Source organism: Salinicola sp. NYA28a (assembly GCF_976982775.1).
The window spans coordinates 1995601-2019190 of the sequence record NZ_OZ334582.1; the positions used below are offsets into that span (position 1 = coordinate 1995601).

Annotated in this window: 24 protein-coding genes; 20 read left to right on the plus strand and 4 right to left on the minus strand. The window is 61.7% G+C overall.

Annotation, left to right across the window (positions count from 1 at the left end; genetic code table 11):
• Nucleotides 1–15: 15 nt before the first annotated feature.
• A complete protein-coding gene (gene ygfZ, locus ACWHY3_RS09030) occupies nt 16–1056 on the minus strand; it encodes a CAF17-like 4Fe-4S cluster assembly/insertion protein YgfZ (RefSeq protein WP_448128073.1) in 1041 nt (346 codons plus the stop codon).
• Between the two features lie 208 nt (nt 1057–1264).
• Between ygfZ and ACWHY3_RS09035 the strand changes: the two genes are divergently transcribed.
• From ACWHY3_RS09035 to ACWHY3_RS09070, 8 genes are all read left to right on the plus strand, one after another.
• Entirely contained in the window at nt 1265–1462 is a 198-nt protein-coding gene (locus ACWHY3_RS09035) for a heavy-metal-associated domain-containing protein (RefSeq protein WP_332779593.1), read from the plus strand.
• 101 nt (nt 1463–1563) lie between these two features.
• Nucleotides 1564–3597, plus strand: coding sequence for an excinuclease ABC subunit UvrB (gene uvrB / locus ACWHY3_RS09040; RefSeq protein WP_087719705.1), 2034 nt, complete (start codon nt 1564–1566; stop codon nt 3595–3597).
• Between the two features lie 45 nt (nt 3598–3642).
• On the plus strand, nt 3643–4464 hold the full coding sequence (gene nei / locus ACWHY3_RS09045; RefSeq protein WP_087719706.1) for an endonuclease VIII: 822 nt from the start codon (nt 3643–3645) through the stop codon (nt 4462–4464).
• A 187-nt stretch (nt 4465–4651) separates the two neighbouring features.
• Nucleotides 4652–6157, plus strand: coding sequence for a fumarate hydratase (locus ACWHY3_RS09050; RefSeq protein ID WP_448128074.1), 1506 nt, complete (start codon nt 4652–4654; stop codon nt 6155–6157).
• Between the two features lie 179 nt (nt 6158–6336).
• Nucleotides 6337–7758 carry a cardiolipin synthase gene (gene cls, locus ACWHY3_RS09055; RefSeq protein ID WP_448128075.1) on the plus strand — a complete coding sequence of 474 codons (1422 nt, stop codon included), beginning with the start codon at nt 6337–6339 and terminating at the stop codon, nt 7756–7758.
• 60 nt (nt 7759–7818) lie between these two features.
• A complete protein-coding gene (locus tag ACWHY3_RS09060; RefSeq protein ID WP_448128076.1) occupies nt 7819–8736 on the plus strand; it encodes a LysR substrate-binding domain-containing protein in 918 nt (305 codons plus the stop codon).
• A gap of 165 nt (nt 8737–8901) precedes the next feature.
• Nucleotides 8902–9897, plus strand: a complete 996-nt coding sequence (locus tag ACWHY3_RS09065; RefSeq protein WP_256961287.1) for a YihY/virulence factor BrkB family protein — start codon at nt 8902–8904, stop codon at nt 9895–9897.
• Nucleotides 9884–10108 carry an acylphosphatase gene (locus tag ACWHY3_RS09070; RefSeq protein ID WP_303854343.1) on the plus strand — a complete coding sequence of 75 codons (225 nt, stop codon included), beginning with the start codon at nt 9884–9886 and terminating at the stop codon, nt 10106–10108. The genes ACWHY3_RS09065 and ACWHY3_RS09070 overlap by 14 nt, the downstream gene beginning before the upstream one ends.
• Before the next feature lie 57 nt (nt 10109–10165).
• Here ACWHY3_RS09070 and ACWHY3_RS09075 read toward each other — a convergent pair whose 3' ends face one another.
• The 3 genes from ACWHY3_RS09075 to ACWHY3_RS09085 form a co-directional block, all read right to left on the minus strand.
• A complete protein-coding gene (locus ACWHY3_RS09075; protein WP_087719711.1) occupies nt 10166–11122 on the minus strand; it encodes a nucleoside hydrolase in 957 nt (318 codons plus the stop codon).
• Nucleotides 11123–11205: 83 nt separating this feature from the next.
• On the minus strand, nt 11206–12150 hold the full coding sequence (locus tag ACWHY3_RS09080; protein ID WP_303854339.1) for a ribokinase: 945 nt from the start codon (nt 12148–12150) through the stop codon (nt 11206–11208).
• Between the two features lie 11 nt (nt 12151–12161).
• Nucleotides 12162–13094, minus strand: coding sequence for a D-2-hydroxyacid dehydrogenase (locus ACWHY3_RS09085; protein WP_332779589.1), 933 nt, complete (start codon nt 13092–13094; stop codon nt 12162–12164).
• 371 nt (nt 13095–13465) lie between these two features.
• Between ACWHY3_RS09085 and ACWHY3_RS09090 the strand changes: the two genes are divergently transcribed.
• From ACWHY3_RS09090 to ybgF, 12 genes are all read left to right on the plus strand, one after another.
• Nucleotides 13466–13741 (plus strand): FmdB family zinc ribbon protein, encoded by a 276-nt coding sequence (locus ACWHY3_RS09090; protein WP_303854336.1) that lies wholly within the window; start codon nt 13466–13468, stop codon nt 13739–13741.
• A 30-nt stretch (nt 13742–13771) separates the two neighbouring features.
• Nucleotides 13772–15553, plus strand: coding sequence for an aspartate--tRNA ligase (gene aspS, locus ACWHY3_RS09095; protein ID WP_332779588.1), 1782 nt, complete (start codon nt 13772–13774; stop codon nt 15551–15553).
• Between the two features lie 194 nt (nt 15554–15747).
• Nucleotides 15748–16287: a crossover junction endodeoxyribonuclease RuvC gene (ruvC, locus tag ACWHY3_RS09100; protein ID WP_256961289.1), complete on the plus strand. Its 540-nt coding sequence runs from the start codon at nt 15748–15750 to the stop codon at nt 16285–16287.
• 75 nt (nt 16288–16362) lie between these two features.
• Nucleotides 16363–16968 (plus strand): Holliday junction branch migration protein RuvA, encoded by a 606-nt coding sequence (ruvA, locus tag ACWHY3_RS09105; RefSeq protein WP_087719717.1) that lies wholly within the window; start codon nt 16363–16365, stop codon nt 16966–16968.
• A gap of 7 nt (nt 16969–16975) precedes the next feature.
• Entirely contained in the window at nt 16976–18043 is a 1068-nt protein-coding gene (gene ruvB, locus ACWHY3_RS09110) for a Holliday junction branch migration DNA helicase RuvB (protein WP_303854331.1), read from the plus strand.
• Nucleotides 18036–18446 carry a tol-pal system-associated acyl-CoA thioesterase gene (ybgC, locus tag ACWHY3_RS09115; protein WP_448128077.1) on the plus strand — a complete coding sequence of 137 codons (411 nt, stop codon included), beginning with the start codon at nt 18036–18038 and terminating at the stop codon, nt 18444–18446. Before ruvB ends, ybgC begins: the two co-directional genes overlap by 8 nt.
• Nucleotides 18447–18471: 25 nt before the next feature.
• Nucleotides 18472–19149, plus strand: coding sequence for a protein TolQ (gene tolQ, locus ACWHY3_RS09120; RefSeq protein WP_448128078.1), 678 nt, complete (start codon nt 18472–18474; stop codon nt 19147–19149).
• Between the two features lie 14 nt (nt 19150–19163).
• Nucleotides 19164–19619 carry a protein TolR gene (tolR, locus tag ACWHY3_RS09125; RefSeq protein WP_448128079.1) on the plus strand — a complete coding sequence of 152 codons (456 nt, stop codon included), beginning with the start codon at nt 19164–19166 and terminating at the stop codon, nt 19617–19619.
• Nucleotides 19620–19628: 9 nt separating this feature from the next.
• Complete coding sequence (gene tolA, locus ACWHY3_RS09130; protein ID WP_448128080.1) at nt 19629–20786, plus strand: cell envelope integrity protein TolA; 1158 nt, start codon at nt 19629–19631, stop codon at nt 20784–20786.
• An 11-nt stretch (nt 20787–20797) separates the two neighbouring features.
• Nucleotides 20798–22111, plus strand: a complete 1314-nt coding sequence (tolB, locus tag ACWHY3_RS09135) for a Tol-Pal system beta propeller repeat protein TolB (protein ID WP_448128081.1) — start codon at nt 20798–20800, stop codon at nt 22109–22111.
• Nucleotides 22112–22158: 47 nt separating this feature from the next.
• Nucleotides 22159–22671: a peptidoglycan-associated lipoprotein Pal gene (pal, locus tag ACWHY3_RS09140; RefSeq protein ID WP_303854764.1), complete on the plus strand. Its 513-nt coding sequence runs from the start codon at nt 22159–22161 to the stop codon at nt 22669–22671.
• A gap of 18 nt (nt 22672–22689) precedes the next feature.
• A complete protein-coding gene (gene ybgF, locus ACWHY3_RS09145) occupies nt 22690–23547 on the plus strand; it encodes a tol-pal system protein YbgF (protein ID WP_087719725.1) in 858 nt (285 codons plus the stop codon).
• The last annotated feature ends 43 nt before the right edge of the window (nt 23548–23590 follow it).

Genomic DNA, 23590 nt, shown 5'->3' on the forward strand with positions numbered 1-23590 from the left:
GCTTCGGTCCGTGTGTCAGTCGCCCACGATCCGCTCAGGGTCGAGACGCTCCAGCGGATAAGGCAATTCACGCAGGGTCAGCTTGCGATCCCCCACGAACAGCGCCGATTCGCCATCCACGCTGGTATTGAGGACAGCGAGGATGTCGCAGTGTTTGGTGTCGTCACCGGCCGTGGCCTGGAAGATTTCGCCCACGCGCTTGTCTTCCGCGCTACGGATCTCGTCGCCGATGGCTGGTATCGAAGCGCCTTCCAGGGTAGCGATCTGCAAGCGCCGTTTGACCTGCCCGCGAAAATGCGCCCGCGCCACGACCTCCTGCCCGGTGTAACAGCCCTTGCGGAAACTGATGCCGCCCAACGCTTCCCAGTTGATCATCTGCGGCAGGAGCGCATCGCTGTGTTCGGCGGTTAGCCAGGCGACGCCGGCACCGATGTCCGCGCGCCGCCACAGGGCCGTATCGGCGGGATCGGCATGGCGACGCAACGTATCCCAACGGGCAGCAGCCTGAGACGTGGGCAGGATCAATACGAAGCGTGATCGGCTGGCAGGGTGACGCAAGGCAAGAACGTCGTCCTGCTGTGCCATATGCCAGTCGAGGCGGGGCAGATCGGGAAGATCGGCCTCGGCCCATGACTCGGGCTCGCCGACCATGCCGATGATTGCCAGGTCCTCGCGATGGCGCAGCGTCATCTTGTAGAAAGGGGCGTATTTTCCCAGCTGCGTGGCCAGCGGTCCCGCCAGAGAGGCATCCAGCAGCAGCCAGTAGCGTTCGGCAGAGACCTTGAGTATCTCGGCATTGGCGATCATTCTGCCCTTGGGCGTGCAGAAGGCCGTCAACGGGGCAAAAGCGCCATCGGCGTGATCGGTGTTGGCACTGGTCTGACCTTGCAGAAAGCGAGCGGCATCGGGTCCTTCGCATTCCAGAATGCGGAAATGCGTCAGCGGTATCAGGCCATTGCCCTCGGCAAGCCGATGACCGCCTTCCGGGAAATGCCAGTCGTGATCGTTTAACTGGCGCCCGCCTGCGGCCTTGAGATGTGCCAGCCAATCGTCCATCCAAACTCTCCTGTAACAATATTGATGATGTACCGGGATATCCGATGCCTGGATATCGGTACAAGTCTGGCGTCAAGATGGCGTCGATTCCCCTCCATTGCAACGTCAGCCCTGAAAACGACGTGCTACGCTATGCTGCTGGCCTGAACGTTGTCTGAACCTTGTCGCAGAAAGGCCGTCGTAAAAAGACCGTAGTGGAGAAACCTGCATGTCCCGGATCAATCTGACGCTGAAAGGGGTATCCACTCCTGAAGATCTCAACCGCGTTACCACGGCCCTGATGATGGTGGACGGTGTCGAAAGCGTCGATATCGGAAGAGAATGGGCCGAAGTCGAGGGGCGTGTCACCCGCGACGCGCTGATCAAGGCCGTTGCCTCGTTGAAGGCGGGTTTCACCGCACAATGATTGATTCAACGGCGCAGTGAGACGTTAGTCCGCAACGCGACAATGGTCGAATGAACCGGCTTGCCCTTGAACGTAGATACTTTGACCCCTAATTAGTGATCATGAACAAACCCTTCAAGATTCAATCCAAGTATCGTCCGGCCGGGGACCAGCCGGCCGCCATCGAAGGGCTGGTTCGCGGCCTCGGTGCCGGCTTGTCGCACCAGACACTGCTCGGCGTCACCGGCTCCGGCAAGACCTTCACGATGGCTAACGTCGTCGAGACGCTGCAGCGGCCGACGATCGTGCTCGCGCCCAACAAGACGCTGGCGGCCCAGCTCTACGGCGAATTCAAGAGCTTCTTCCCGGACAACGCGGTCGAGTATTTCGTCTCCTACTACGACTACTACCAGCCGGAAGCGTACGTGCCTTCTTCCGACACCTTCATCGAGAAGGACGCCTCGATCAACGATCACATCGAGCAGATGCGGTTGTCGGCGACCAAGGCGTTGCTGGAACGTCGAGACGCCTTGATCGTGGTATCGGTCTCCGCGATCTACGGTCTCGGCGATCCCGAGCAGTACATGAAGATGCGCCTGCATTTCAATCGGGGCGAGCAGATCGACCAGCGCAGCTTTCTGCGCCGGCTGGCTGAGCTGCAATATACGCGTAACGATTCGGACTTCCGGCGCGGGACGTATCGTGTGCGCGGCGATGTCATCGATGTCTTCCCGGCGGATGCCGAGGACGAAGGCGTGCGCATCGAGCTGTTCGACGACGAAATCGACTCGATTCGACTGTTCGATCCGCTGACGGGAGAAGTGCGCGGGCAGGTACCGCGCATGACGATCTACCCTAAGAGCCACTACGTGACGCCCCGCGACACGATCCTCGGCGCGATCGAGTCGATCAAGCAGGAGCTGGCGGACCGGCTCGAATATCTCAGAAAGCACGAACGTCTGGTCGAGGCGCAGCGTCTCGAGCAGCGCACGCTCTACGACATCGAGATGATGCTCGAGCTGGGCTACTGCAACGGTATCGAGAATTACTCGCGCTATCTGTCGGGGCGAGCGCCGGGGCAGGCGCCGCCGACGTTCTTCGACTACCTGCCGGATGACGCGCTGCTGTTCATCGACGAATCGCACGTCAGCGTGCCCCAGGTCGGCGGTATGTATCGGGGCGACCGTTCGCGCAAGGAAACCCTGGTAGAATATGGCTTCCGCCTGCCCTCGGCGCTGGACAACCGCCCCATGACCTTCGAAGAGTGGGAGGGCATCGTCCCGCAGACGGTATTCGTCTCGGCGACGCCCGGACCGTATGAGGCAGAGCACGCCGGCCAGGTGGTCGAGCAGGTGGTGCGTCCGACGGGGCTGGTCGACCCCGACATCGAGGTGCGCCCGGCGAGCACGCAAGTCGACGATCTGCTCTCGGAGATTCGGTTGCGCGTCGACGTCGGAGAGCGCGTGCTGGTGACGACCTTGACCAAGCGGATGGCGGAAGACCTGACCGAGTATTTCGACGAGCACGATATTCGCGTCCGCTACCTCCATTCGGATATCGATACCGTCGAACGGGTCGAGATCATCCGTGACCTTCGGCTGGGCAAGTTCGACGTGCTGGTCGGCATCAACCTGCTGCGCGAGGGGCTCGATATTCCGGAAGTCTCGTTGGTCGCGATTCTGGATGCCGACAAGGAAGGCTTCCTGCGTGCCGAACGTTCTCTGATCCAGACGATCGGCCGCGCCGCCCGTAACGCCCACGGCAAGGCGATTCTCTATGGCGATCGCATTACCGACTCGATGCGACGAGCCATGGACGAAACCGAACGCCGCCGCAACAAGCAGATCGAGCACAACGAGCGGCACGGAATCACGCCGATGACGGTGACCAAGTCCGTCGCCGATATCATGGAAGGCGCGCAAGCGCCGGGCAGCCGCAAGGGCGGCCGCAAGCGTACCGAGCAGCTGGTGGCGGAAGCCCCGGGCGACTATACCCGCGAAGCTCTGAGCGCGATGAACGCGCCGCAGTTGACCAAGGAAATCGGCAAGCTCGAGGACCGTATGCACGAGGCTGCGCAGAACCTGGAGTTCGAGCAGGCCGCGAAGCTGCGTGATCAGTTGCAGACCTTGAAGGCGCGTCTGCTGGAACTGGGATAAATCGACGTCGGGATAGACGAATCTGCATCGAGGTAGCGTTGTTTTATGCCGGAAGGCCCAGAAATCCGTCGCGTCGCGGATCGATTAGGCAAGGTATTGGTTGGTGTGCCGCTGACGCAGGTCTGGTTTGCCTTCCCTGAGCTTGAAGCGATGGCAGGGCGCTTGCGGCAGACTCACGTGACCGCGGTCGATTGCTGGGGCAAGGCGCTGCTTGTGATATTTGCCGACGGTCACGTGCTCTATTCCCATAACCAGCTCTATGGCGTCTGGCGTCTCCATCGGAGCGACCAGCCGCCTCGGACAAATCGCATCCTGCGCGCCCGGTTGTCGACCTCTCGGCATACGGCGAGCCTCTACAGCGCTTCCGATATCTCGTTGTGGACCACAGAAACCCTGGAGCGGCAGCCATTTCTGGCGCGACTAGGCCCGGACCTGCTGACGCATGATGTCTCGACAGGGGATATCGTCGCGAGACTGGGCGAGCGTCGGTTCGCGAGCCGAGGCCTGGGCAGCTTGTTGCTCGATCAAGGGTTCTACGCAGGCATCGGCAATTACCTGCGCTCGGAGATCCTGTTCTATGCCGGGCTCAGGCCCATGAAGCGGCCCAAGGATCTGTCTGATACCCAGCGGGAAAAACTCGCGAACAGCATCCTGACGACGATTCACCAGGCGTATCGCGAAGCGGGCGTGACCAATCGGCCGGTCTGGCGAAAGCGAATGCAGCAAGCCGGTGAGCGTCGCGCCCAGTGGCGATTCGCCGTTTTCGATCGTGATGGAAAGCCTTGCCACGCCTGCGGCGCCACTATCCAGCGTGAGTCCGTCGCGTCTCGCCGGTTCTATTATTGTGCTGTTTGCCAGCAGGGCTGAAGAAATCGCATGGGGTCGTATTAGAGAATCAGATGAAGTAAAAGATTATACCGTTATCTTTTATACTGACACCTTGTAACAAACTGCCAATTCCCAGTTGCTCAGGTATAATTCCCGCGCTTGAAATTACCGACTCACGGGCGATGAACCCGTCGGGCAGTTACCGTGACCAGCCAGGAGTACCTTGATGACCATGATCCGCCAGGAGGATCTCATCCAAAGCGTGGCCGATGCGCTGCAGTACATCTCCTATTACCATCCCAAGGATTTCATCGATGCCATGCACGCGGCGTACCAGCGGGAAGAGAATCCCGCCGCGCGCGATGCCATCGCACAAATCCTGATCAACTCGAGGATGTGTGCCACCGGCCACCGTCCGATCTGCCAGGACACGGGCATCGTCACGGTCTTCGTTCACGTCGGCATGAATGTTCGCTGGGAAGCGGACATGAGCCTCGACGACATGGTCAACGAAGGCGTTCGCCGCGCCTATACGCTGCCGGATAACGTCCTTCGCGCATCAGTCCTGGCCGATCCCGATGGCAAACGCCAGAACACCGGCGACAACACGCCGGCGATCATCCATCACAAGCTGGTGCCGGGCGATACGGTGGAAATTCATGTCGCCGCCAAGGGCGGCGGCAGTGAAGCGAAATCCAAGTTCGCCATGCTCAATCCGTCGGATAGCGTCGTCGACTGGGTCATGGAACAGCTGCCCAAGATGGGGGCAGGCTGGTGTCCGCCGGGCATGCTGGGTATCGGCATTGGCGGAACCGCGGAAAAGGCGATGGAACTGGCGAAGGAAGCGCTGCTCGATCCCATCGATATCCAGGCGTTGCAGGCTCGTGGCGCCAACAACCGGGCCGAGGAGCTGCGTCTCGAGCTGTTCGAGAAGGTCAACCAGAGCGGTATCGGTGCCCAGGGGCTCGGTGGTCTGACGACGGTGCTCGATATCAAGGTCAAGGATTACCCGACCCACGCCGCCAACAAGCCGGTCGCCATCATCCCCAACTGTGCGGCGACGCGCCACGTCCATTTCACTCTCGATGGCAGCGGTGCTGCCGAACTGCCGGCGCCGAAACTCGACGACTGGCCGGAAATCACCTGGGAGGTGGGCGAGGGCGTGCGCCGCGTCAATCTCGACGAGATCACTCCCGAAGTCGTGCGCGAGTGGCAGCCTGGCGATACCGTGCTGCTGTCGGGCAAATTGCTCACCGGGCGTGACGCTGCCCACAAGCGAATGGTCGATATGCTGGCCAAGGGTGAGAGCCTGCCGGTCGATCTGAAAAACCGCTTCATCTACTACGTCGGGCCGGTCGATCCGGTGGGTGATGAAGTGGTTGGGCCGGCAGGGCCGACCACCGCCACCCGCATGGACAAGTTCACGCGTACCATGCTCGAACAGACCGGCCTGCTTGGCATGGTCGGCAAGGCGGAGCGCGGGCCAGTGGCGATCGAAGCCATTCGCGATAATCAGGCGGTGTACCTGATGGCTGTCGGCGGTGCGGCGTACCTGGTGGCACAGGCCATCAAGAAAGCGGAAGTCATCGCTTTCGATGACCTGGGTATGGAAGCGATCTACGAGTTCGAGGTCGAGGACATGCCGGTTACGGTCGCCGTGGATCACCTGGGAACATCGGTCCACCAGACCGGACCTGCCAAGTGGAAAGAGATCATCGCCGAGCGAGTTTGACGGCTACGCACGGCATCATCGTGGTTGCGCGGGACCCTGGCCGAAGCGTCAATCGGAGAGGGAAACGCTGAAAGAAGAGAGCCCTGTGGGGCTCTCTTCTTTTTTCGGTATGATGCTGGTTGGCTTGACGATTTCGGCGGGAGCGATGACATGATGCGATATGGTGAACGATGGCGGACATGACCTGGCTGATCGGTATGCTGCTGTTCGTCTCCCATGTTGCGGGCATCGTTACGGCAGTGGTGGCGCTGATGTCGAGCCGCACTTCTCAAGGCGCCGTCGCATGGATCGTCACGTTGATCAGCTTCCCTTACATCGCCGTGCCCATTTTCTGGACTTTCGGTCGTCCGCGGTTCTACGGCTATGTCTCCGCTCGGGGCGAACGCGATACCGTGCTTCGCCAGGTGCTGCAGCGCTATCGTCCGCAGACCGAACCTTACATTTCCCGGCCGGAGACCGTCAGCGGGCGCATTCGCGCCGTCGAGGAGCTGGCACGGATGCCGATGACCCGGGGCAATCGGGCCGAGCTGCTGATCGACGGCGACGAGACTTTCGAAAGCCTGTTCAACGGTATCGATCGTGCCGAAACCTACATTCTGGTCCAGTTCTTCATCGTCCGCGCCGACGAGATCGGCATGGTCTTCAAGCGGAAGCTGATCCATCAGGCCGAGCGTGGCATCAACGTCTACTTTCTCTACGACGAGATCGGCAGTCGAGGGCTCTCCGGCGGCTATCTGCGGGATCTCGAAGAGGCGGGGGTCCGTGTCTCGGCCTTCAATTCGTCTCGCGGTTGGCGGCATCGTTTCCAGATCAATTTCCGCAATCATCGCAAGATCGTGGTGGTCGACGGGCGCGAAGGGTGGACCGGCGGACTCAACGTGGCCGACGAATACCTGGGACGCGTCGAGCGATACGGCAAATGGCGCGACACGCACCTCAAGCTCCAGGGACCGAGCGTGCTGGCATTGCAGGAAGCCTTCTGGGAAGACTGGTACTGGGCAACCGGCGATATTCTGGCACTGGGCTGGAAACCCCAGCCCGTATCGGGCGTGTCCCAGCACGTTGCCGTCGTGCCTTCCGGGCCGGCCGATGGACGCGAAACGGCAAGCCTGCTGGTGCAGCATGCCATCCACGGGGCCCGGCACCGTCTTTGGGTGACCAGCCCGTATTTCGTTCCCGATCATGGCGTTCAGGATGCACTGACGTTGGCCGCGTTGCGGGGAGTCGATGTGCGAGTACTGATACCCGAGCGGCCGGACCATCTGCTGGTATTTCTCTCGGCGTTTGCTTTCTTGCCGGAGATGATTCGTAACGGTGTTAAAATATACCGTTATCAACCAGGTTTCTTACACCAAAAAGTCCTACTCGTGGATGACCATACATCAATGGTAGGAACGGTCAATCTCGACAATCGGTCCTTCAGGCTGAACTTCGAGGTCACTGCTTACATATCCGATAAGATCTTTGCCGCTGCAGTATTCGATATGCTCGAGAAGGATTTCTCCAACAGCCGCCAAGTCAGCCAGCGAGAGCTTGCCGAGCGTCCGCTCTGGCGCAAGCTGCTCTCGCGGGCCACTTACTTACTGTCACCCGTACAATGATGACGCAGCCTTTACTACCGGCTTGGCAGCCGTGTAGCAGAATGGATGCCGGAGGCTTCATTGAATCTTGAAACCAAATGGCTCGAAGACTTCGTTGCCCTAGCCAATACGCGCAGTTTCTCGGGATCCGCGCGTCAACGACATGTCACGCAACCGGCTTTCAGCCGTCGGATTCGCTCGCTGGAGCAGGCGATCGGGGCCACTCTGGTGGACCGCTCGACGACACCGGTCAGTCTGACACCGGAAGGCCAGCTCTTTCTGGTCACCGCGCGCAACATCGTCGAGCAGCTCAACGATAGCCTGGCCCATCTTCGCGGCCTGGCAATGGACAACGAGGCGCTGGATATCGTCGCCGCGCATTCGCTGGCACTGGCCTTCTATCCACCCTGGATTTCACGCTTGCAGAAGGGGGTAGGTGAACTGCCGACGCGCCTGGTGGCGATGAATGTCGGCGATGCCATCCACGTGCTGCGCGAGGGCAATTGCGATCTGATGCTGGCGTATCACGATCCCTATGCCACCATGCAGCTGGACGCGGAGATATTTCCCTCGTTCTCCATCGGTCAGGTCAAGATGCTTCCCGTGAGCGTGCCGGACGCTACCGGCGGGCCGAAATTTTCCTTCGATGAAGAAGGTGCGATACCGTTTCTCTCTTACACTCAGGGCGCTTTTCTTGGCCGCAGCGTACGCATGCTACTCAAGAACGAGCCTGGGCGCATGCGATTGAAAACGGTCTATGAAACCGCGATGGCAGAAGGGCTCAAAGGGATGGCGCTTCAGGGTGTCGGTCTCGCATGGATACCCGATTTCTGCATTCGCGACGAGTTGGCCAGCGGCAAGCTGGTCCGTGCGGCGGGGGAAAACTGGGATATCCCGCTGGAGATTCGTCTCTATCGTTGCTCACTGGTGCACAAGCCGGGCGTGGAGAAACTGTGGCGGCGGATGATGAAGCTTCCGAGCGACTTCCTGCGAGCATGAGCCGAGCCCGGCGCGTGAAATTGCCGAGTGCCGAATTTGCTCATGGGCTGGGTACGGCCGCGATCTCGTCTAGACTGTTGATGTATCGACAAAACAGCCCATGACCAGTGATTCCCGGAGTTCGTCTGCACCTCGCCGGGTGACAGCCAACAACAAGGAACCAACGTGACAGCCCTCCATTCCAACGCCATCTCCTTCTTCAAGTACTGGGTCGCCGTGGTCCGCGATTCCGTCAAGCTGTGGCTCGATCGTAATGCCTTCAGCTATGCCGGTTCGCTGGCGTTCTACACGCTGTTTTCCTTGGCACCGACGGTGATCATTGCGGTCAGCGTGGTCGGATTGTGGTTGGGTGAAGATGCTGCCCGCGGGGAAATCGTGGCCCGGTTGCAGAATACTCTGGGGCCTTCCGCAGCCAACGCGATCGAGGATGCCGTAGCGCAGTCCAGTATCGAGGCTTCGGGCATTCTACCCACCATCATCGGCTTCGTGACGCTGCTGATTGGTGCGACCACGGTTTTCGGCCAGATGCAGTTCTCGCTCAATACCATCTGGGGCGTCGCGCCCAACCCGGACCGAAACAGCGTTCTACTGTTTGCCAAGAAGCGCCTGCTATCCATGGCGGTGGTACTGGCCATCGGCTTCGTGCTGATGGTGTCCCTGGTGTTGGGCGTGATCCTGCGGGTGACCTTCGACTACGCGGGTGACTGGGTGCCGGGCAGCGTATTCCTGCTGGACACGGCCCAGTTCGTCCTGTCCATCGTGGTCGTGACGCTGTTTTTTGCCGCGATTTTCAAGGTGTTGCCAGATGTCGTGCTTTCCTATCGCGATGTGCTGCTGGGTGCTCTGGTGACGGCGGTGCTGTTCATCATCGGGCGCAATGCCATCGCCGCCTATCTGGCACATACCGCAACGGCATCGACCTATGGGGCGGCCGGCTCGGTCGTGCTGGTTCTACTATGGGTGTATTACTCATCGCTGATTCTGCTGTTTGGCGCCGCGTTTACCCGGACGCATGTCCTTGCCAAGGGCGGTCATATCGTGCCTCGCAACACAGCGGTAGTGATACGCCATGAAGTGATTACCAAGGAGAATTCATCTCATGACCCATCGGACGATCAAGGCTCGGGTGAGCGGGCGAGTGCAAGGCGTGAGCTATCGTGAGCATGTGCGTCGCCATGCGGAACGCTGGGGCATCACCGGACATGCGATCAACCTCGAGGATGGCCGGGTCGAAGTGGTTGCCTGCGGTGAAGCTGTCGCCATCGCCGAATTGATCGATCAACTGTGGGAAGGTTCGCCAGCGGCCGACGTGACCGACGTCGCCGTGGAAGAAGCCACGCTCGCGGCGCCGGCGAGCTTCACTACGGGCTGAAGCCGAACGGCAACGAACTCGCCCGATCGCCACGAATAGCGACCGGGCGAGCGCGCATCAGGGAGATGGGTAGGTCGTGAGCGTTTCGACGATCCAGTCGATCACGCCCGGGCCGTTGGCGCTCAGGCAGACCTCAGCCGCCGTACCCTGCGACCAACGCGTGTCCACGAACTCGCGCTGCTCCGGCGCCATCACCGTCTGGCCTTCGGCCAGCCCATCGGTAACCACGCTCAAATGGCCTCGTTCGACGCTGAAGAGATCGGGTCGAAGTAGCCAGACCAGCGCGCAACTGTCGTGGGGGCAGCAGCCATCGATGCCCAGCGCCTGCTGGTAGAACTGGCGGTAGAAGGCATAGCTTTCATCCAGCACCTTTCCCAGCGCCCCTTGGGCTTCGACGATCCGCGCCATGCTCTGCGGGTCCAGCACGCAGCGATGCGTCGCGTCCAGCCCGACCAGCGTAAGCGGCCAGTCCGCCTGCAGGACCCTGGCGGCAGCGTGAGGATCGTTGAAGATGTTGGCTTCCGCGACCGGCGTCACGTTGCCGCCTTCGCGAATCGAGCCCCCCATCACCACCACTCGCTTGACCTTGTCGACCAGACCGGGGTCGAGCTGCAGCGCAGCAGCGAGATTCCCCAGCGGCCCGACGGCCACCAGAACGACTTCACCAGGGCGGGCATTGACCTGGTCGACGATGAACTGGGCGGCGCTCTGTTTCAGCGCCTGTGTCGTGATTTCGGGTAGCGCGATATTACCCAGGCCGTTGTCTCCATGGATGTGACCCGGCGGCGGATTCTTGCGCTTGACCATGGGGCCCGCCGCGCCCTGAGCGACCGGGATCGATTGACCGGCCAGCTCGGCGAGCAGCAGCGCATTGTGAGTCGCGACCTCTATCGTGACGTTGCCGAAAGTCGTCGTCAGCCCCAGCAGTTCGATCTCGGGGTGAGCCAACGCGATGGCGATGGCTTGCGCGTCGTCGACGCCGGGATCGGTGTCGAAAATGATGGGTATGGGCATGCTAGTTCCTGGGTTCGATCTTGTTGCAAGCCAGCCAAGGCGCTGGCCATGAAGGGTTGATGATCATCGATGACGGCCCTCGATCAGCCGCTCCGTTGCTCGAGGGTGAGGGCAGGCAGCGTCGTCAGCGCCTCTTCGACGGCGGCGACGATGGGGATGCTCGGCTCGGCGCCGGCCTGCTGGACGCACAGCGCCGATGCGGTCGTCGCCAGACGAAGAGCCTGCTCGATGCCGTCGCCCCGTTGCCTAGCCGCCATGAAATAGCCGATGAAGGTGTCGCCGGCAGCGGTCGTGTCGACGGCCTCCACGCGATGAGCGGCCAGCGTCACCCGCTCGCCACGGTACTGATGGCAAACGCCCTCGCTACCCAGCGTCAGCACGATCTCGACGTCCGGCAGCCGTGTCGTCAATGCTGCCAGCAGGGTGTCGGCATCGGCGTTTTCGTCCTGCGCCACCAGCGCTGCCGCCTCGCCACGGTTGAGAAACAGGATCCGGCAGAGCTCCAGCGGCAGGTCGACGACATCGGGGGAGAGCGGTGCGGGATTGAAGGCGACGGAAAGTCCGCGCTCTGCCGCGAGACGCAGCATACGCTCAGCGGCGTTGCACTCGTTCTGCATCAGGACCCAGTCGCCGGATTCGGCAGCATCGACCAGCGCGCTCAGACGACTCTCCTCGAAGCCGTGATTGGCGCCGGGGTAGAGGATGATCGCGTTTTCGGCAGCGTCATCGACCTGAATCAGCGCATGACCGCTGGCTCCGGCAACCAGTTCGACATCGCTCACCTCGACGCCCGCTTCGATCAGCGGGGCCAGCGCCCAGCGGTCGGCCTCGCCGAGGCGGCCCCAATGGACGACGCGCCCGCCGGCACGTGCCAGTGCCAACGACTGGTTGGCTCCCTTGCCCCCCAGGACCTGATGCAGGCTGGTGCTGGAAAGCGTCTCGCCGGGCCGAACCAGGTGGGGAACCCGATAGACGTGATCGATATTGATAGAGCCGTAGTTGTAGACCACCGGTGTTTCGTGTGCCATTTCGTTGCTCCTCAAGCCAGCCAGCCGCGCAGATTGTCTGCCGTCAACTCGACGACGCGCTGACGCGCTTCCGGCGTGATCCAGGCATTGTGAGGGGTCACGATGAGATTGAGCGGCTCGGCTAGCGCGTCGAGTAGCATATGGCCCTCGCGCGGCGGCTCGCTGGGCAGACTGTCGACGGCCAGGCCACCGAGACGTTGATCCCGCAAGGCGGCCAGAGCGGCGGCTTCATCGATGATACCGCCGCGCGCGCAGTTGATCAGCAGCGCATCGGGCTTCATGGCGGCCAGCGCAGCGCTGTCGACGAGGCCGCGCGTCTCGTCGGTCAGCGGGCAGTGCAGGCTGAGAACATCGGCGGTGTCGAGCAGCGAGGCAAGCGCCGGGCGGGAATCGTTGGCCTCGTTACCGGGGCGGGCACTGAACGTGACCCGCATGCCGAACGCTTCGCCCAGCCTGGCCACGGCGGTGCCGAGTACGCCACTGCCGACGATGACCAGATGCTTGCCGGCGAGCTGCAGCGTACGCTGATCCAGCAGGCAGAAAATGTCGCTACGCTGCCAGGCGCCAGCCTTGACCTCGTTCTGGTAAAGCGGGAGCCGGGCGGCCAGCGCCAGCATCAACATCAGAGTATGCTGCGCAACGCTCGCCGTACCATAGGCAGAGACATTGCGCACGACGATTCCCCGTCGCTCGGCGGCTGCCATGTCGATATTGTTGGTGCCGGTCGCAAGTACGCAGATCAGCTTAAGTTCCGGCAGCGCATCGATCAGTTCGGCATCGATGACGACCTTGTTGGTCAGGGCGATCGTGGCACCGGTCAGGCGCTTCCGCGTCTGCTCGGGCGAGGTGAGCTGATGGACATCGAGATTCTCGACGAGGGCGCGAATCGGGGTGAGATCGACATCGTCACCCAGTGAGGCGGCATCCAGAAGAACGGCTTTCATGCTTCTTTTTCCTTGTCTCTTTCCTGTCTCGAATCGCATGGCATGGCAATCGCTGGCGTGCGAACGACGACATTGGCGTTATCAGCCGGTAATATTGCCCGCGACCGGCTGCTGCGCGCTATACTATGCGGCTTTCGAACGCGGCTTGGAAAGCGCGACGCCAGGTGCCGCCTCGGTCGCCTTCGAGATCGACCGAAAGACGCGCTTGAAAAGGCGGAAGCAGCCCCGATTTTCAAGAACGGTTTGAAACGCGGCGCCCCCATCAGTCGTGGTGGCAGGGCGACGCGCAGAGGCCCCGGCGACGGGGCGCGTCGATAGCAGGGCAGTGCCGAAGCATGAAGCGGCGCTATCCCGTATAGAGTGATGAAACCATGCCCATCTACGAATATGAGTGCAAGGCCTGCGGCCATCGCCTGGAAAAACTCCAGAAGCTCAGCGCGGCGCCGCTGACCGACTGTCCGGCCTGCGAGCAGTCGGAGCTGTCCCGTCTGGTGTCGGCAGCTGGATTCCGGCTGGCCGGAGGTGGTTGGTACGAAACCGATTTCAAATCGGGCAGCAAGAAAAATCTCGTTGGCGATAGCGCCAGCCCCGCACCGGCAGGCGAAAGTGGCAGCAAGTCGAGCGGCGACAGCAAAGCCTCAGCCTGAGTTACAGTCTTTACCAATCTAGGATCCAGCATGCGCAGTCATTATTGCGGCCAATTGAACGAGTCATTGATCGATCACGAAGTCACGCTATGCGGGTGGGTGCATCGCCGCCGCGACCATGGCGGTGTCATTTTCCTCGATATGCGCGATCGAGACGGTGTCGCTCAGGTGGTAGTGGATCCCGATACCGCAGAAGCGTTCGCCAACGCCGACCGCGCGCGTAGCGAATACGTGCTGCGTATCGTCGGCCGTATTCGACTGCGCCCGGCAGGCACCCAGAACCCCAACATGCCAACTGGCATGATCGAGGTGCTGGCCAAGCAGGTCGATGTCCTGAATACCGCCGCCACGCCGCCTTTCCAGCTCGACGAGCATGGCAAGGTGGGCGAGGAAGTCCGGCTCAAGTATCGCTACATCGATCTGCGCCGTCCGGAGATGATCGAGAAGCTGCGCCTGCGTTCGCGGATCACCCACAGCGTGCGGGCGTATCTTGAGGAGCAGGGCTTTCTCGATATCGAGACGCCGATTCTGACCCGCGCCACGCCGGAAGGTGCGCGTGATTACCTGGTGCCGAGCCGGACTCACGACGGTCACTTCTTCGCGCTGCCGCAGTCTCCGCAGCTGTTCAAGCAGCTGCTGATGGTGTCCGGTTTCGATCGCTACTATCAGATCGCCAAGTGCTTCCGCGACGAAGATCTGCGTGCGGATCGTCAGCCCGAGTTCACCCAGATCGACATCGAAGCCTCGTTCATCGACGAGCAGGACATCATGGGCACCACCGAGCAGATGGTGCGCCAGCTGTTCCAGGAAGTGCTGGACGTCGCGTTGCCGACGTTCCCGCGCATGCCTTACAGCGAAGCGATGCAGCGCTATGGCTCCGACAAGCCGGATCTGCGCATCCCGCTTGAACTGGTGGATGTCGACGACCTGATGCAGTCGGTGGACTTCAAGGTCTTCTCCGGCCCGGCGAAAGCGGAAGACGGTCGTGTGGCCGCGCTCAAGGTCAGCGGCGGCGCCAAGCTGTCACGCAAGGAGATCGACGACTACACCAAGTTCGTCGGCATCTACGGCGCCAAGGGGCTAGCCTGGATCAAGGTCAACGAGCGCGCCAAGGGGCTCGAGGGTCTGCAGTCGCCGATCGTCAAGTTCATGGAAGATATCGTCGAGCAGCTGCTGGATCGCGTCGGGGCGGAAGATGGCGACATCATCTTCTTCGGCGCGGACAAGGCCCGCATCGTCAACGAGGCGATCGGCGCGCTGCGCGTGAAGCTGGGCGAAGATCTCGATCTCTATACTGCCGAGTGGGCGCCGTTGTGGGTCGTCGATTTCCCGATGTTCGAAGCGGACGATAACGGCCGGCTTTCGGCGTTGCACCATCCGTTCACCGCGCCGTCGTGTTCGCCGGAAGAACTGCAGGCCTCGCCGGCCACGGCGCTATCGCGCGCCTACGATATGGTACTGAACGGCACCGAACTGGGTGGCGGGTCGATTCGTATCCACGACCAGGCCATGCAGCGTGCCGTCTTTGAAGTGCTCGGCATCGGCAAGGAGGAAGCCGAGGAGAAATTCGGCTTCCTGCTCGACGCGCTGCAGTTTGGTGCGCCGCCTCACGGCGGCCTGGCCTTCGGTCTCGATCGTCTGGTGATGCTGATGACCGGCTCGCGTACCATCCGCGATGTCATCGCCTTCCCCAAGACGCAGAGCGCCGCCGACCTGATGACCGATGCCCCCGGCGAAGTCAGCAGCCAGCAGCTCCGGGAGCTGCATATCCGCCTGCGCCAGAAGGCGAAGCCGGACAGCGCCGGCGAATAACGAGTCTCGTGGTCAAAGATGCCGGCGCCCCCAGGGGCGCCGGCGTCGTTTCGAGGGGCATTGCTGGGTGCGCGTTCTATCCTGGCATGCTCGGCGATGTATTCCTTGGTGTCGATCGGAGCGGTTCATCGATATCGATCGGAGAGAAGCATGGCAATGACGATTTACGGCCGGAGGGTCGGGGAGTTCAACACGTGATTCTGCTGGGTATCGACCCCGGTTCACGGGTGACCGGCTATGGCGTGATCGATGTCGCCGCCAAGCCGCGCTATGTCGCCAGCGGCTGCATTCGCATCGAGGGCGCGGATCTCGCCCAGAAGCTGGCGCGGGTCTATGCCGGCGTCAGCGAGTTGATCGGCCTCTATCGGCCGGCGGAGTTCGCCATCGAGCGCGTATTCATGGCCAAGAACGCGGACTCCGCGCTCAAGCTGGGCCAGGCCCGCGGCAGTGCCATCGTCTGCGCCGCCAATCATGGCCTCCCGGTGCATGAATACGCCGCCCGTCAGGTCAAGCAGGCGGTCACGGGCAATGGCGGTGCCGAGAAAGCCCAGATCCAGCATATGGTGATGGCGATACTCTCCCTGGAAGCGCCACCGCCTGCCGACGCCGCCGATGCGCTGGCCATTGCGCTGACCCACGGATATGCCTGTCAGGGATTGTTGGCAGTGTCTCCCCAGCGTCGCGGAAAGACGTCGCGAGGCGGGCGGTGGCGAGACTTCAGGCCCGATGATTAGAGGCAATGAAGGTAGCTAGTCAGTTGAATCGGCGATGCGTATAGTGGACGCCGTCAGAGTAAGGATACGGATGGCATGATTGGACGTTTGCACGGCACGCTGCTGGAGAAACATCCCCCCTGGATCGTCATCGATGTGCATGGTGTCGGTTATGAGCTCGAAACCTCGATGACCACACTGGTCTCGATGCCCGGCGTGGGGGAAGAGGTGCGACTCTACACGCATCTCAGCGTGCGGGAAGACGCCCACCTGCTCTACGGCTTTGCCCGCGACGAAGAACGACAACTGTTCCGGGCGCTGATCAAGGTCAATGGTGTCGGGCCCAAGCTGGCACTGGCCATTCTGTCGGGGATGGATACCGACGCCTTCATACACTGCGTGATGGAAGGTGACAGCAAGGCGTTGACCAAGCTGCCCGGCGTCGGCAAGAAGACGGCGGACCGGCTGATCGTCGAAATGCGCGATCGTTTCCCCCACTGGCAGGAAGGCCAGGGGTCGCTGCTCGAGGGTGACTCCGCCATGACCAGGCGCGCGTCCGATCCGCAGGCGGATGCCGAGGCTGCGCTGGTCACGCTGGGCTACAAACCCACGGAAGCGTCACGCATGCTTTCCGGCCTGGACAAGACCCTACCGACCGAAGCGCTGATCAAAGCGGCGCTGTCACGCCAGCTGGCTGGATAACGCCCCCATGATTGAACCCGACCGTCTGATCGCGGCACCGCCGCAACAGGGCGAGAAGCAGGTCGACCATGCGATTCGGCCGCGCCGACTCGGTGACTACATCGGTCAGCCGCGAGTGCGCGAGCAGCTCGATATCTTCATTTCCGCCGCGCGCCAGCGGGGCGACAGTCTCGATCACACTCTGGTTTTCGGCCCGCCCGGGCTGGGCAAGACCACGCTCGCCAATATCATCGCCGCCGAAATGGAGGTCGACATCAAGTCGACCTCCGGTCCGGTACTGGAGCGGGCCGGCGACCTGGCCGCCATGCTCACCAACCTGCAGCCGGGAGATGTGCTGTTCATCGACGAGATTCATCGTCTCTCCGCGGCGGTGGAGGAAGTGCTCTATCCGGCGATGGAGGATTTCCAGCTCGACATCATGATCGGCGACGGCCCGGCCGCGCGATCGATCAAGCTGGATCTGCCGCGTTTCACGCTGGTCGGTGCCACCACTCGCGCCGGGCTGTTGACCTCGCCGCTGCGCGACCGGTTCGGCATCGTCCAGCGGCTCGAGTTCTATGCCATCGACGAGCTGACCGAGATCGTCACCCGCTCGGCGCGACTGCTGGGCGTGCAGGCGGACGTCGCCGGGGCCCGGGAGATTGCACGCCGCGCGCGTGGCACGCCGCGGATCGCCAACCGCCTGCTGCGGCGGGTGCGCGATTTTGCGGAGGTCAAGGGCGACGGCAAGGTCAGCGCTCCCGTCGCCGACCAGGCGCTGAACATGCTCAACGTCGATAGTCACGGGCTCGATCACATGGATCGCCGGCTGCTGCTGGCGATGATCGAGAAATTCGATGGCGGGCCGGTCGGGGTCGACAGCCTCGCGGCGGCCATCAGCGAAGAGCGCGACACGATCGAGGACGTCATCGAACCCTACCTGATCCAGCAAGGGTTCATGATGCGTACTGCCCGCGGCAGGATCGTGACTCGCTCCGCCTATACCCACTTCGGCATCGTCCCGCACGAGCATGTACTGGGCGAGCCGGCAATACGAGCCGGCATACCGGACGATGACGGAGCCGGCAATGCGTGAATTCACTCTGCCGGTGAAAGTCTACATCGAGGATACCGACGCCGGCGGTATCGTGTACTACGTTAACTATCTGAAATTCATGGAGCGTGCACGTAGCGAATGGCTCAACGCGCTAGGCTTCGGTCAGCGAGGCCTGATCGAGCAGGGTGTGCAACTGGTCGTTCATTCGCTGAGTTGTCGCTATGCACGCCCGGCCAGACTCGACGATCGACTGGAGGTAACAGCCAGCGTCAGTCGTGTTGCTGCCTGTTCGTTGCAATTCGAACAGGCAGTTCGGTACGACGGGGATACATTATGCGAAGCGACGGTCGATATTGCCTGTGTCGACGCGCAACGCTTGAAACCGATACGTTGGCCCAGCGAACTACGCGCGGTCCTGACGTCTGACATTCCAAGCCAGTGATTCGAGGATTTTCGTGAACGACTCCATGTCCATCCCCCATCTGATCATGAACGCCAGTCTGGTGGTCCAGCTGGTCATGCTCCTGCTGTTGGCGGCTTCTGTCGCTTCCTGGGTCGTCATCTTCCAGCGCAGTTTCGCGCTGAGCCGAGCGAGAAAGGCGCAGAAAGCGTTCGACGAGCGGTTCTGGTCGGGTGTCGATCTCAACGAACTCTACCGTGATGTCCCGGAGAACTACGAGGCCCAGGGCTCGGAGCATGTGTTCCGTGCCGGTTTCCGCGAGTTCAATCGCCTGATGCCCAAGACGCGCAGCAGCGAAGCGGTGCTCGACGGCGTCCAGCGCTCGCAGCGCGTGGCTCTGTCACGCGAAGAAGATAGCCTCAACGCCAATCTGACACTGCTGGCGACCGTGGCATCGGCCAGCCCATACATCGGCCTGTTCGGCACCGTCTGGGGCATCATGGGTTCCTTCCAGAGTCTCTCGATGGCACAGCAGGCCACGCTCTCCACCGTGGCGCCGTGGATTGCCGAAGCGCTGGTTGCAACGGCCATGGGGCTGTTCGCGGCAATACCGGCGGTCATTTTCTACAACCGCCTGTCATCCATTGCCAGCCGCCTGCTCGGCGAGTACGAAGACTTCGCCGAGGAGTTCCATTCGATCCTGCACCGTAACCTGCAAGGTCGCGGCGGCAACCAGGCGGCCTGAGCCGGAGGTTCGACATGGGTGGACCCTATAGCCGCCATCATCGGCGCAAGCCGATGGGCGAAATCAACGTCGTCCCGTTCATCGACGTCATGCTGGTACTGCTGGTGATCTTCATGATCACCGCGCCAATGCTGACCCAAGGGGTGCAGGTCGATCTGCCTCAGGTCACGTCGGAGCCGATCGACACCGAGGAGCAGGAGCCGATCATCGTCTCCGTGGACAGCCAGGGTGAGTACTACATTTCTCTGGGCGAGCAGGACAAGCCAGTTACGTTGCAGACCGTCGGCGACCAGGTGGTGGCGATTCTCGAACGCAAGCCCAACACGCCGGTCATGGTCCGAGGCGACAAGAATGCCTCGTATGGCCAGGTCGTGACGCTGATGAGTACGCTGCAGATGGCAGGTGTGGCGAATGTCGGATTGATTTCCGAGCCGCCGCAAGGCGAGTCGTCTTCGAGTGGCCAAGGGTAAGGAGTCAGCATGGCGAAGCGAAACCGCCGTGTGGGTTACGGCTTGCCCGTCGTCCTGGCGATCGCCGTTCACGTGGTGGCGCTACTGATGACGATGCTGCGCCTGCCGGACAGCGAGCCCACGCCGAGCTCTTCGTCCGTGGTGCAGGCGACACTGGTCAGTGACGTGACGGCAACGGATCAGGCCCAGTACGCTCAGGAAGCGCGCGCGCGTACTGCACAGCGCCAGGCCGAAGAAGCCGCCCAGGCGGCGGCCGAACAGGAGGCGCAGGAAGCGGCCCGGCAGGCAGCCGAGCAGCAAGCGCAGGAAGAAGCTCAAGCCGAGGAGGCTGAACGGCAAGCGGCAGCGGCACAGGCCGAAGCGGCGGCCCAGCGTCGTCAGCAGGCAGCCGAGCAGGCGGCGGCCGAACGCGCCGCGGCGGAAAAGCAGCAACAGGCGGCCGAGGCGAAACGCCAGGCGGAAGCCAGGGCGAGAGCGGACGCAGAGAAGAAGCGTCAGGTTGAAGCGGCGGCAAAAGCCGAGGCGGAGAAGAAACGCCAGGCTGAGGAAAAGGCGAAGGCTGAAGCCGAAGCGAAAGCCGAGGCGGAAAAGAAACGTCAGGCCGAGGAAAAGGCGAAAGCTGAAGCCGAAGCCAAAGCCGAGGCGGAGAAGAAACGCCAGGCCGAGGAAAAGGCGAAAGCCGAAGCCAAGGCAAAAGCCGAGGCGGAGAAGAAACGCCAGGCCGAGGAAAAGGCGAAGGCCGAAGCCAAGGCAAAAGCCGAGGCAGAAAAGAAAAAGGCCGCGGAAGCGGCCGCGAAGAAGGCCGCCGCCGAAGCGCTGAACAACTCGATTGCCAACGAACAGGAGCGGATCGCCAATGCCCAGCAATCCGACCAGGCGTCGAACAGCTTCATCAACCTGGTCAAGCGTGCCGTCGAGGACCGATGGCACTTGCCGGCCAATGCGGACAATGGTTTGGTAGCCCAGGTACGTGTAAGACTGGGGCCTTCGGGTGAGTTGCTGGCAGCCAGCATCACTCGCAGCAGCGGCAATCCCGGCTTCGATCGCTCGGCGACGCAGGCCGTGGAAGCCGCGGCGCCATTCCGTGAGCTTCAGCAGCTTGACGCGGGGTTGCAGCGGCGGTTCCGTGACTTCAATCTCAAATTCACCCCCGGGGATATACAGTGATGAAACGATGGATGTCTCAAGGATGGAAAACCCTGGCCAGCGGTTGGCTGCTAGCGCTGACGGCAATGCTTTGCCTGACGACTACGGCCCAGGCACAGAATCTGACCATCGAAATCACTCGCGGTAGCGATCAGGCAACGCCAATCGCTGTCGTGCCGTTCGAGTTCGGTGGTCAAGGCGGGTTGCCACAGGATGTGGCGCAAATCGTCAGCGACGATCTGGAGCACAGCGGCCAGTTTTCGCCATTGAGCCGCAGCTCTCTCGTTTCCCTGCCCAGCAGCAGTGAAGACGTTTTCTACGACGATTGGAAACGTGTCGACGCCCGCTACCTCGTGGTTGGCAAGATCGAGCCGCAGGGCGGTCAATATCGCATTCAGTACGAGCTCATGGACGTTCTCGGCGGCAAGCGGATGCTGGGCGAGACGCTGACCTCGTCCAGTGGCGACCTGCGTGCCAGTGCGCATTACATCAGCGACCAGATCTTCGAAGCGATTACCGGCATTCGTGGTGCCTTCTCGACCCGGATCGTCTATGTCTCGGCCAGCGGGGCGGGCGAGAACGCTCGCTATGCGCTTTATGTGGCCGATGCCGATGGTTACAATGCGCAGCAGGTTCTTTCTTCCGATGATCCGATACTCTCGCCGGCCTGGTCGCCCGACGGCCAGAAGATCGCCTATGTCTCCTTCGAATCTGGCAACTCGGCTATCTACGTCCAGAATGCTTCCACCGGCGAGCGCGTGCGGCTGACATCGTTCCCCGGCATCAATGGCGCGCCGGCCTGGTCGCCGGACGGCCGCAAGCTGGCGATGTCGCTCTCCAAGGATGGTCAGCCCGAGATCTACGTGATGAATCTGGCAACGCGCCAACTGACCCGCCTGACCAACAACTCCGCCATCGAAACGGAGCCGGACTGGACGCCGGATGGCCGATCCCTGATCTTTACTTCCGACCGCAGCGGTGCGCCGCAGCTATATCGCATGTCGGCCAGTGGCGGACAGGCGGAGCGGGTGACGTTCACCGGCGGCTACAACTCCGACGGGCGCTTTTCGCCCGATGGCAAAACTCTCTTCATGGTCACTCGTGACGACAGCGGTTATCACGTGGCGAAGCAGGACATGGACACCAGTCGTGTCACGGTTCTGACTGATTCACAGTGGGACGAATCGCCCAGTGTCGCACCGAATGGCACCATGATAATCTTCGCTACCCAGCAAGGGGCGCAAGGTGTGTTGGGGGCAGTTTCTTCGGACGGACGCGCGTCTTTCCGGCTGCCTTCGACGCAGGGTGACGTACGCGAACCCGCGTGGTCGCCGTTTTTGAACTAAACGACTACAGTCATTGTGTCATTCGACATCCGAGCAAGGAGATGACAATGCAAATCAAGACCTACGCCAAGACGTTAGCGGTCGCGCTTTCACTCGCCGTAGTGGCTGGCTGTTCTAGCAGTGGCGGCACCCAGGAAGGGGACATGGATGGCACCTCTGGCAGCATGTCTGGCCAGGGCATGACCTCCGGCCAAGGCACCTCGGGCTCCCAGATGGGTGCCGGCGAGCAGATGCCTAGCGTCGACACCATCTATTTCGCATTCGACAGCGAAGAAATTCGCCCCGAATTCGAATCCGTACTGAGCAGTCATGCCCAGTACATGATGGCCAACCCGAACACCAACGTGACTCTGCAGGGCTATGCCGACGAACGTGGTACTCGCGAATACAACCTGGGCCTCGGCGAGCGCCGCGCACAGGCTGTCGAGCGTTACCTGACCGTTCAGGGCGTATCTCCGTCCCAGATCCAGATCGTCAGCTACGGTGAAGAGCGTCCGGCAGTTCAGGGCCACACCGAAGAAGCTTACGCCAAGAACCGTCGCGTCGTGTTCTCGTACTAAGTACCGACGGAGAGAAGCATGAAACACGGTCTGAAAAGACTGTGCGGCGCGGGAGCCCTGGTGCTCCCGCTGTCCGTATGGGCTCAGCAACCAGTCGTCGATGACCTTACCGGTCAATCGAATGGCTTCTATAGTCAGACGGAGGCTCGCCAGAGCGGCGGGGGAACGCTGACGATTCTCAACCAGTTGCAGGACAATCAGCAGCAGATCCAGCAGCTTCGTGGTCAGGTAGAAGAGTTGCGTTATCAGCTGGACCAGCTCAAACGGCAGACCCAGCAACAGTACCTGGACCTCGACGACCGCATTTCCGGCGGTGGGATGGGGGCTGGTGACAACGACACCAGCAATGGTTCGGAAGGCGCCGATCTCGACAGCGGCAGTGTCGACAGCAGTAGCGCAAGCGATGTCGCGGACAGTCCGGTACCGGCCGACGATGGCGCAACTGGTGCAGCAGCGGATGACCGTTCGTCCAGCAAGCCGAATGCGAGCAGCGGTGGCGGAGATGGGCGCGAAGCCTACCAGGCGGCGTTTCAACTGGTGCAGTCACGCCAGTTCGATTCGGCCATCGATGCGTTCCAGGGGTTCATCAGTGACTATCCGCAATCCAGCCTGCTACCGAATGCGCACTACTGGTTGGGCGAGCTTTACTCCGCACAATCCCAGCTCGATCAGGCCGCCGATGCGTTCGACACTGTCATCAGCGATTATCCGCAAAGCAACAAGATGCCGGATGCGCTATACAAGTTGGGCTTGCTGAAAGCGCGACAGGGTGACACCGACGGCAGTCGTCAGTTGCTCGAGCGCGTCCGCGGTGACTACCCGGACAGCAATGCCGCGCAGATGGCAGGAGACTTTCTCAATCAGATGGGTGGCTGATCGAATCCGGCCACCTGGTTTCCGGCTCCGCGGATCAGGACAT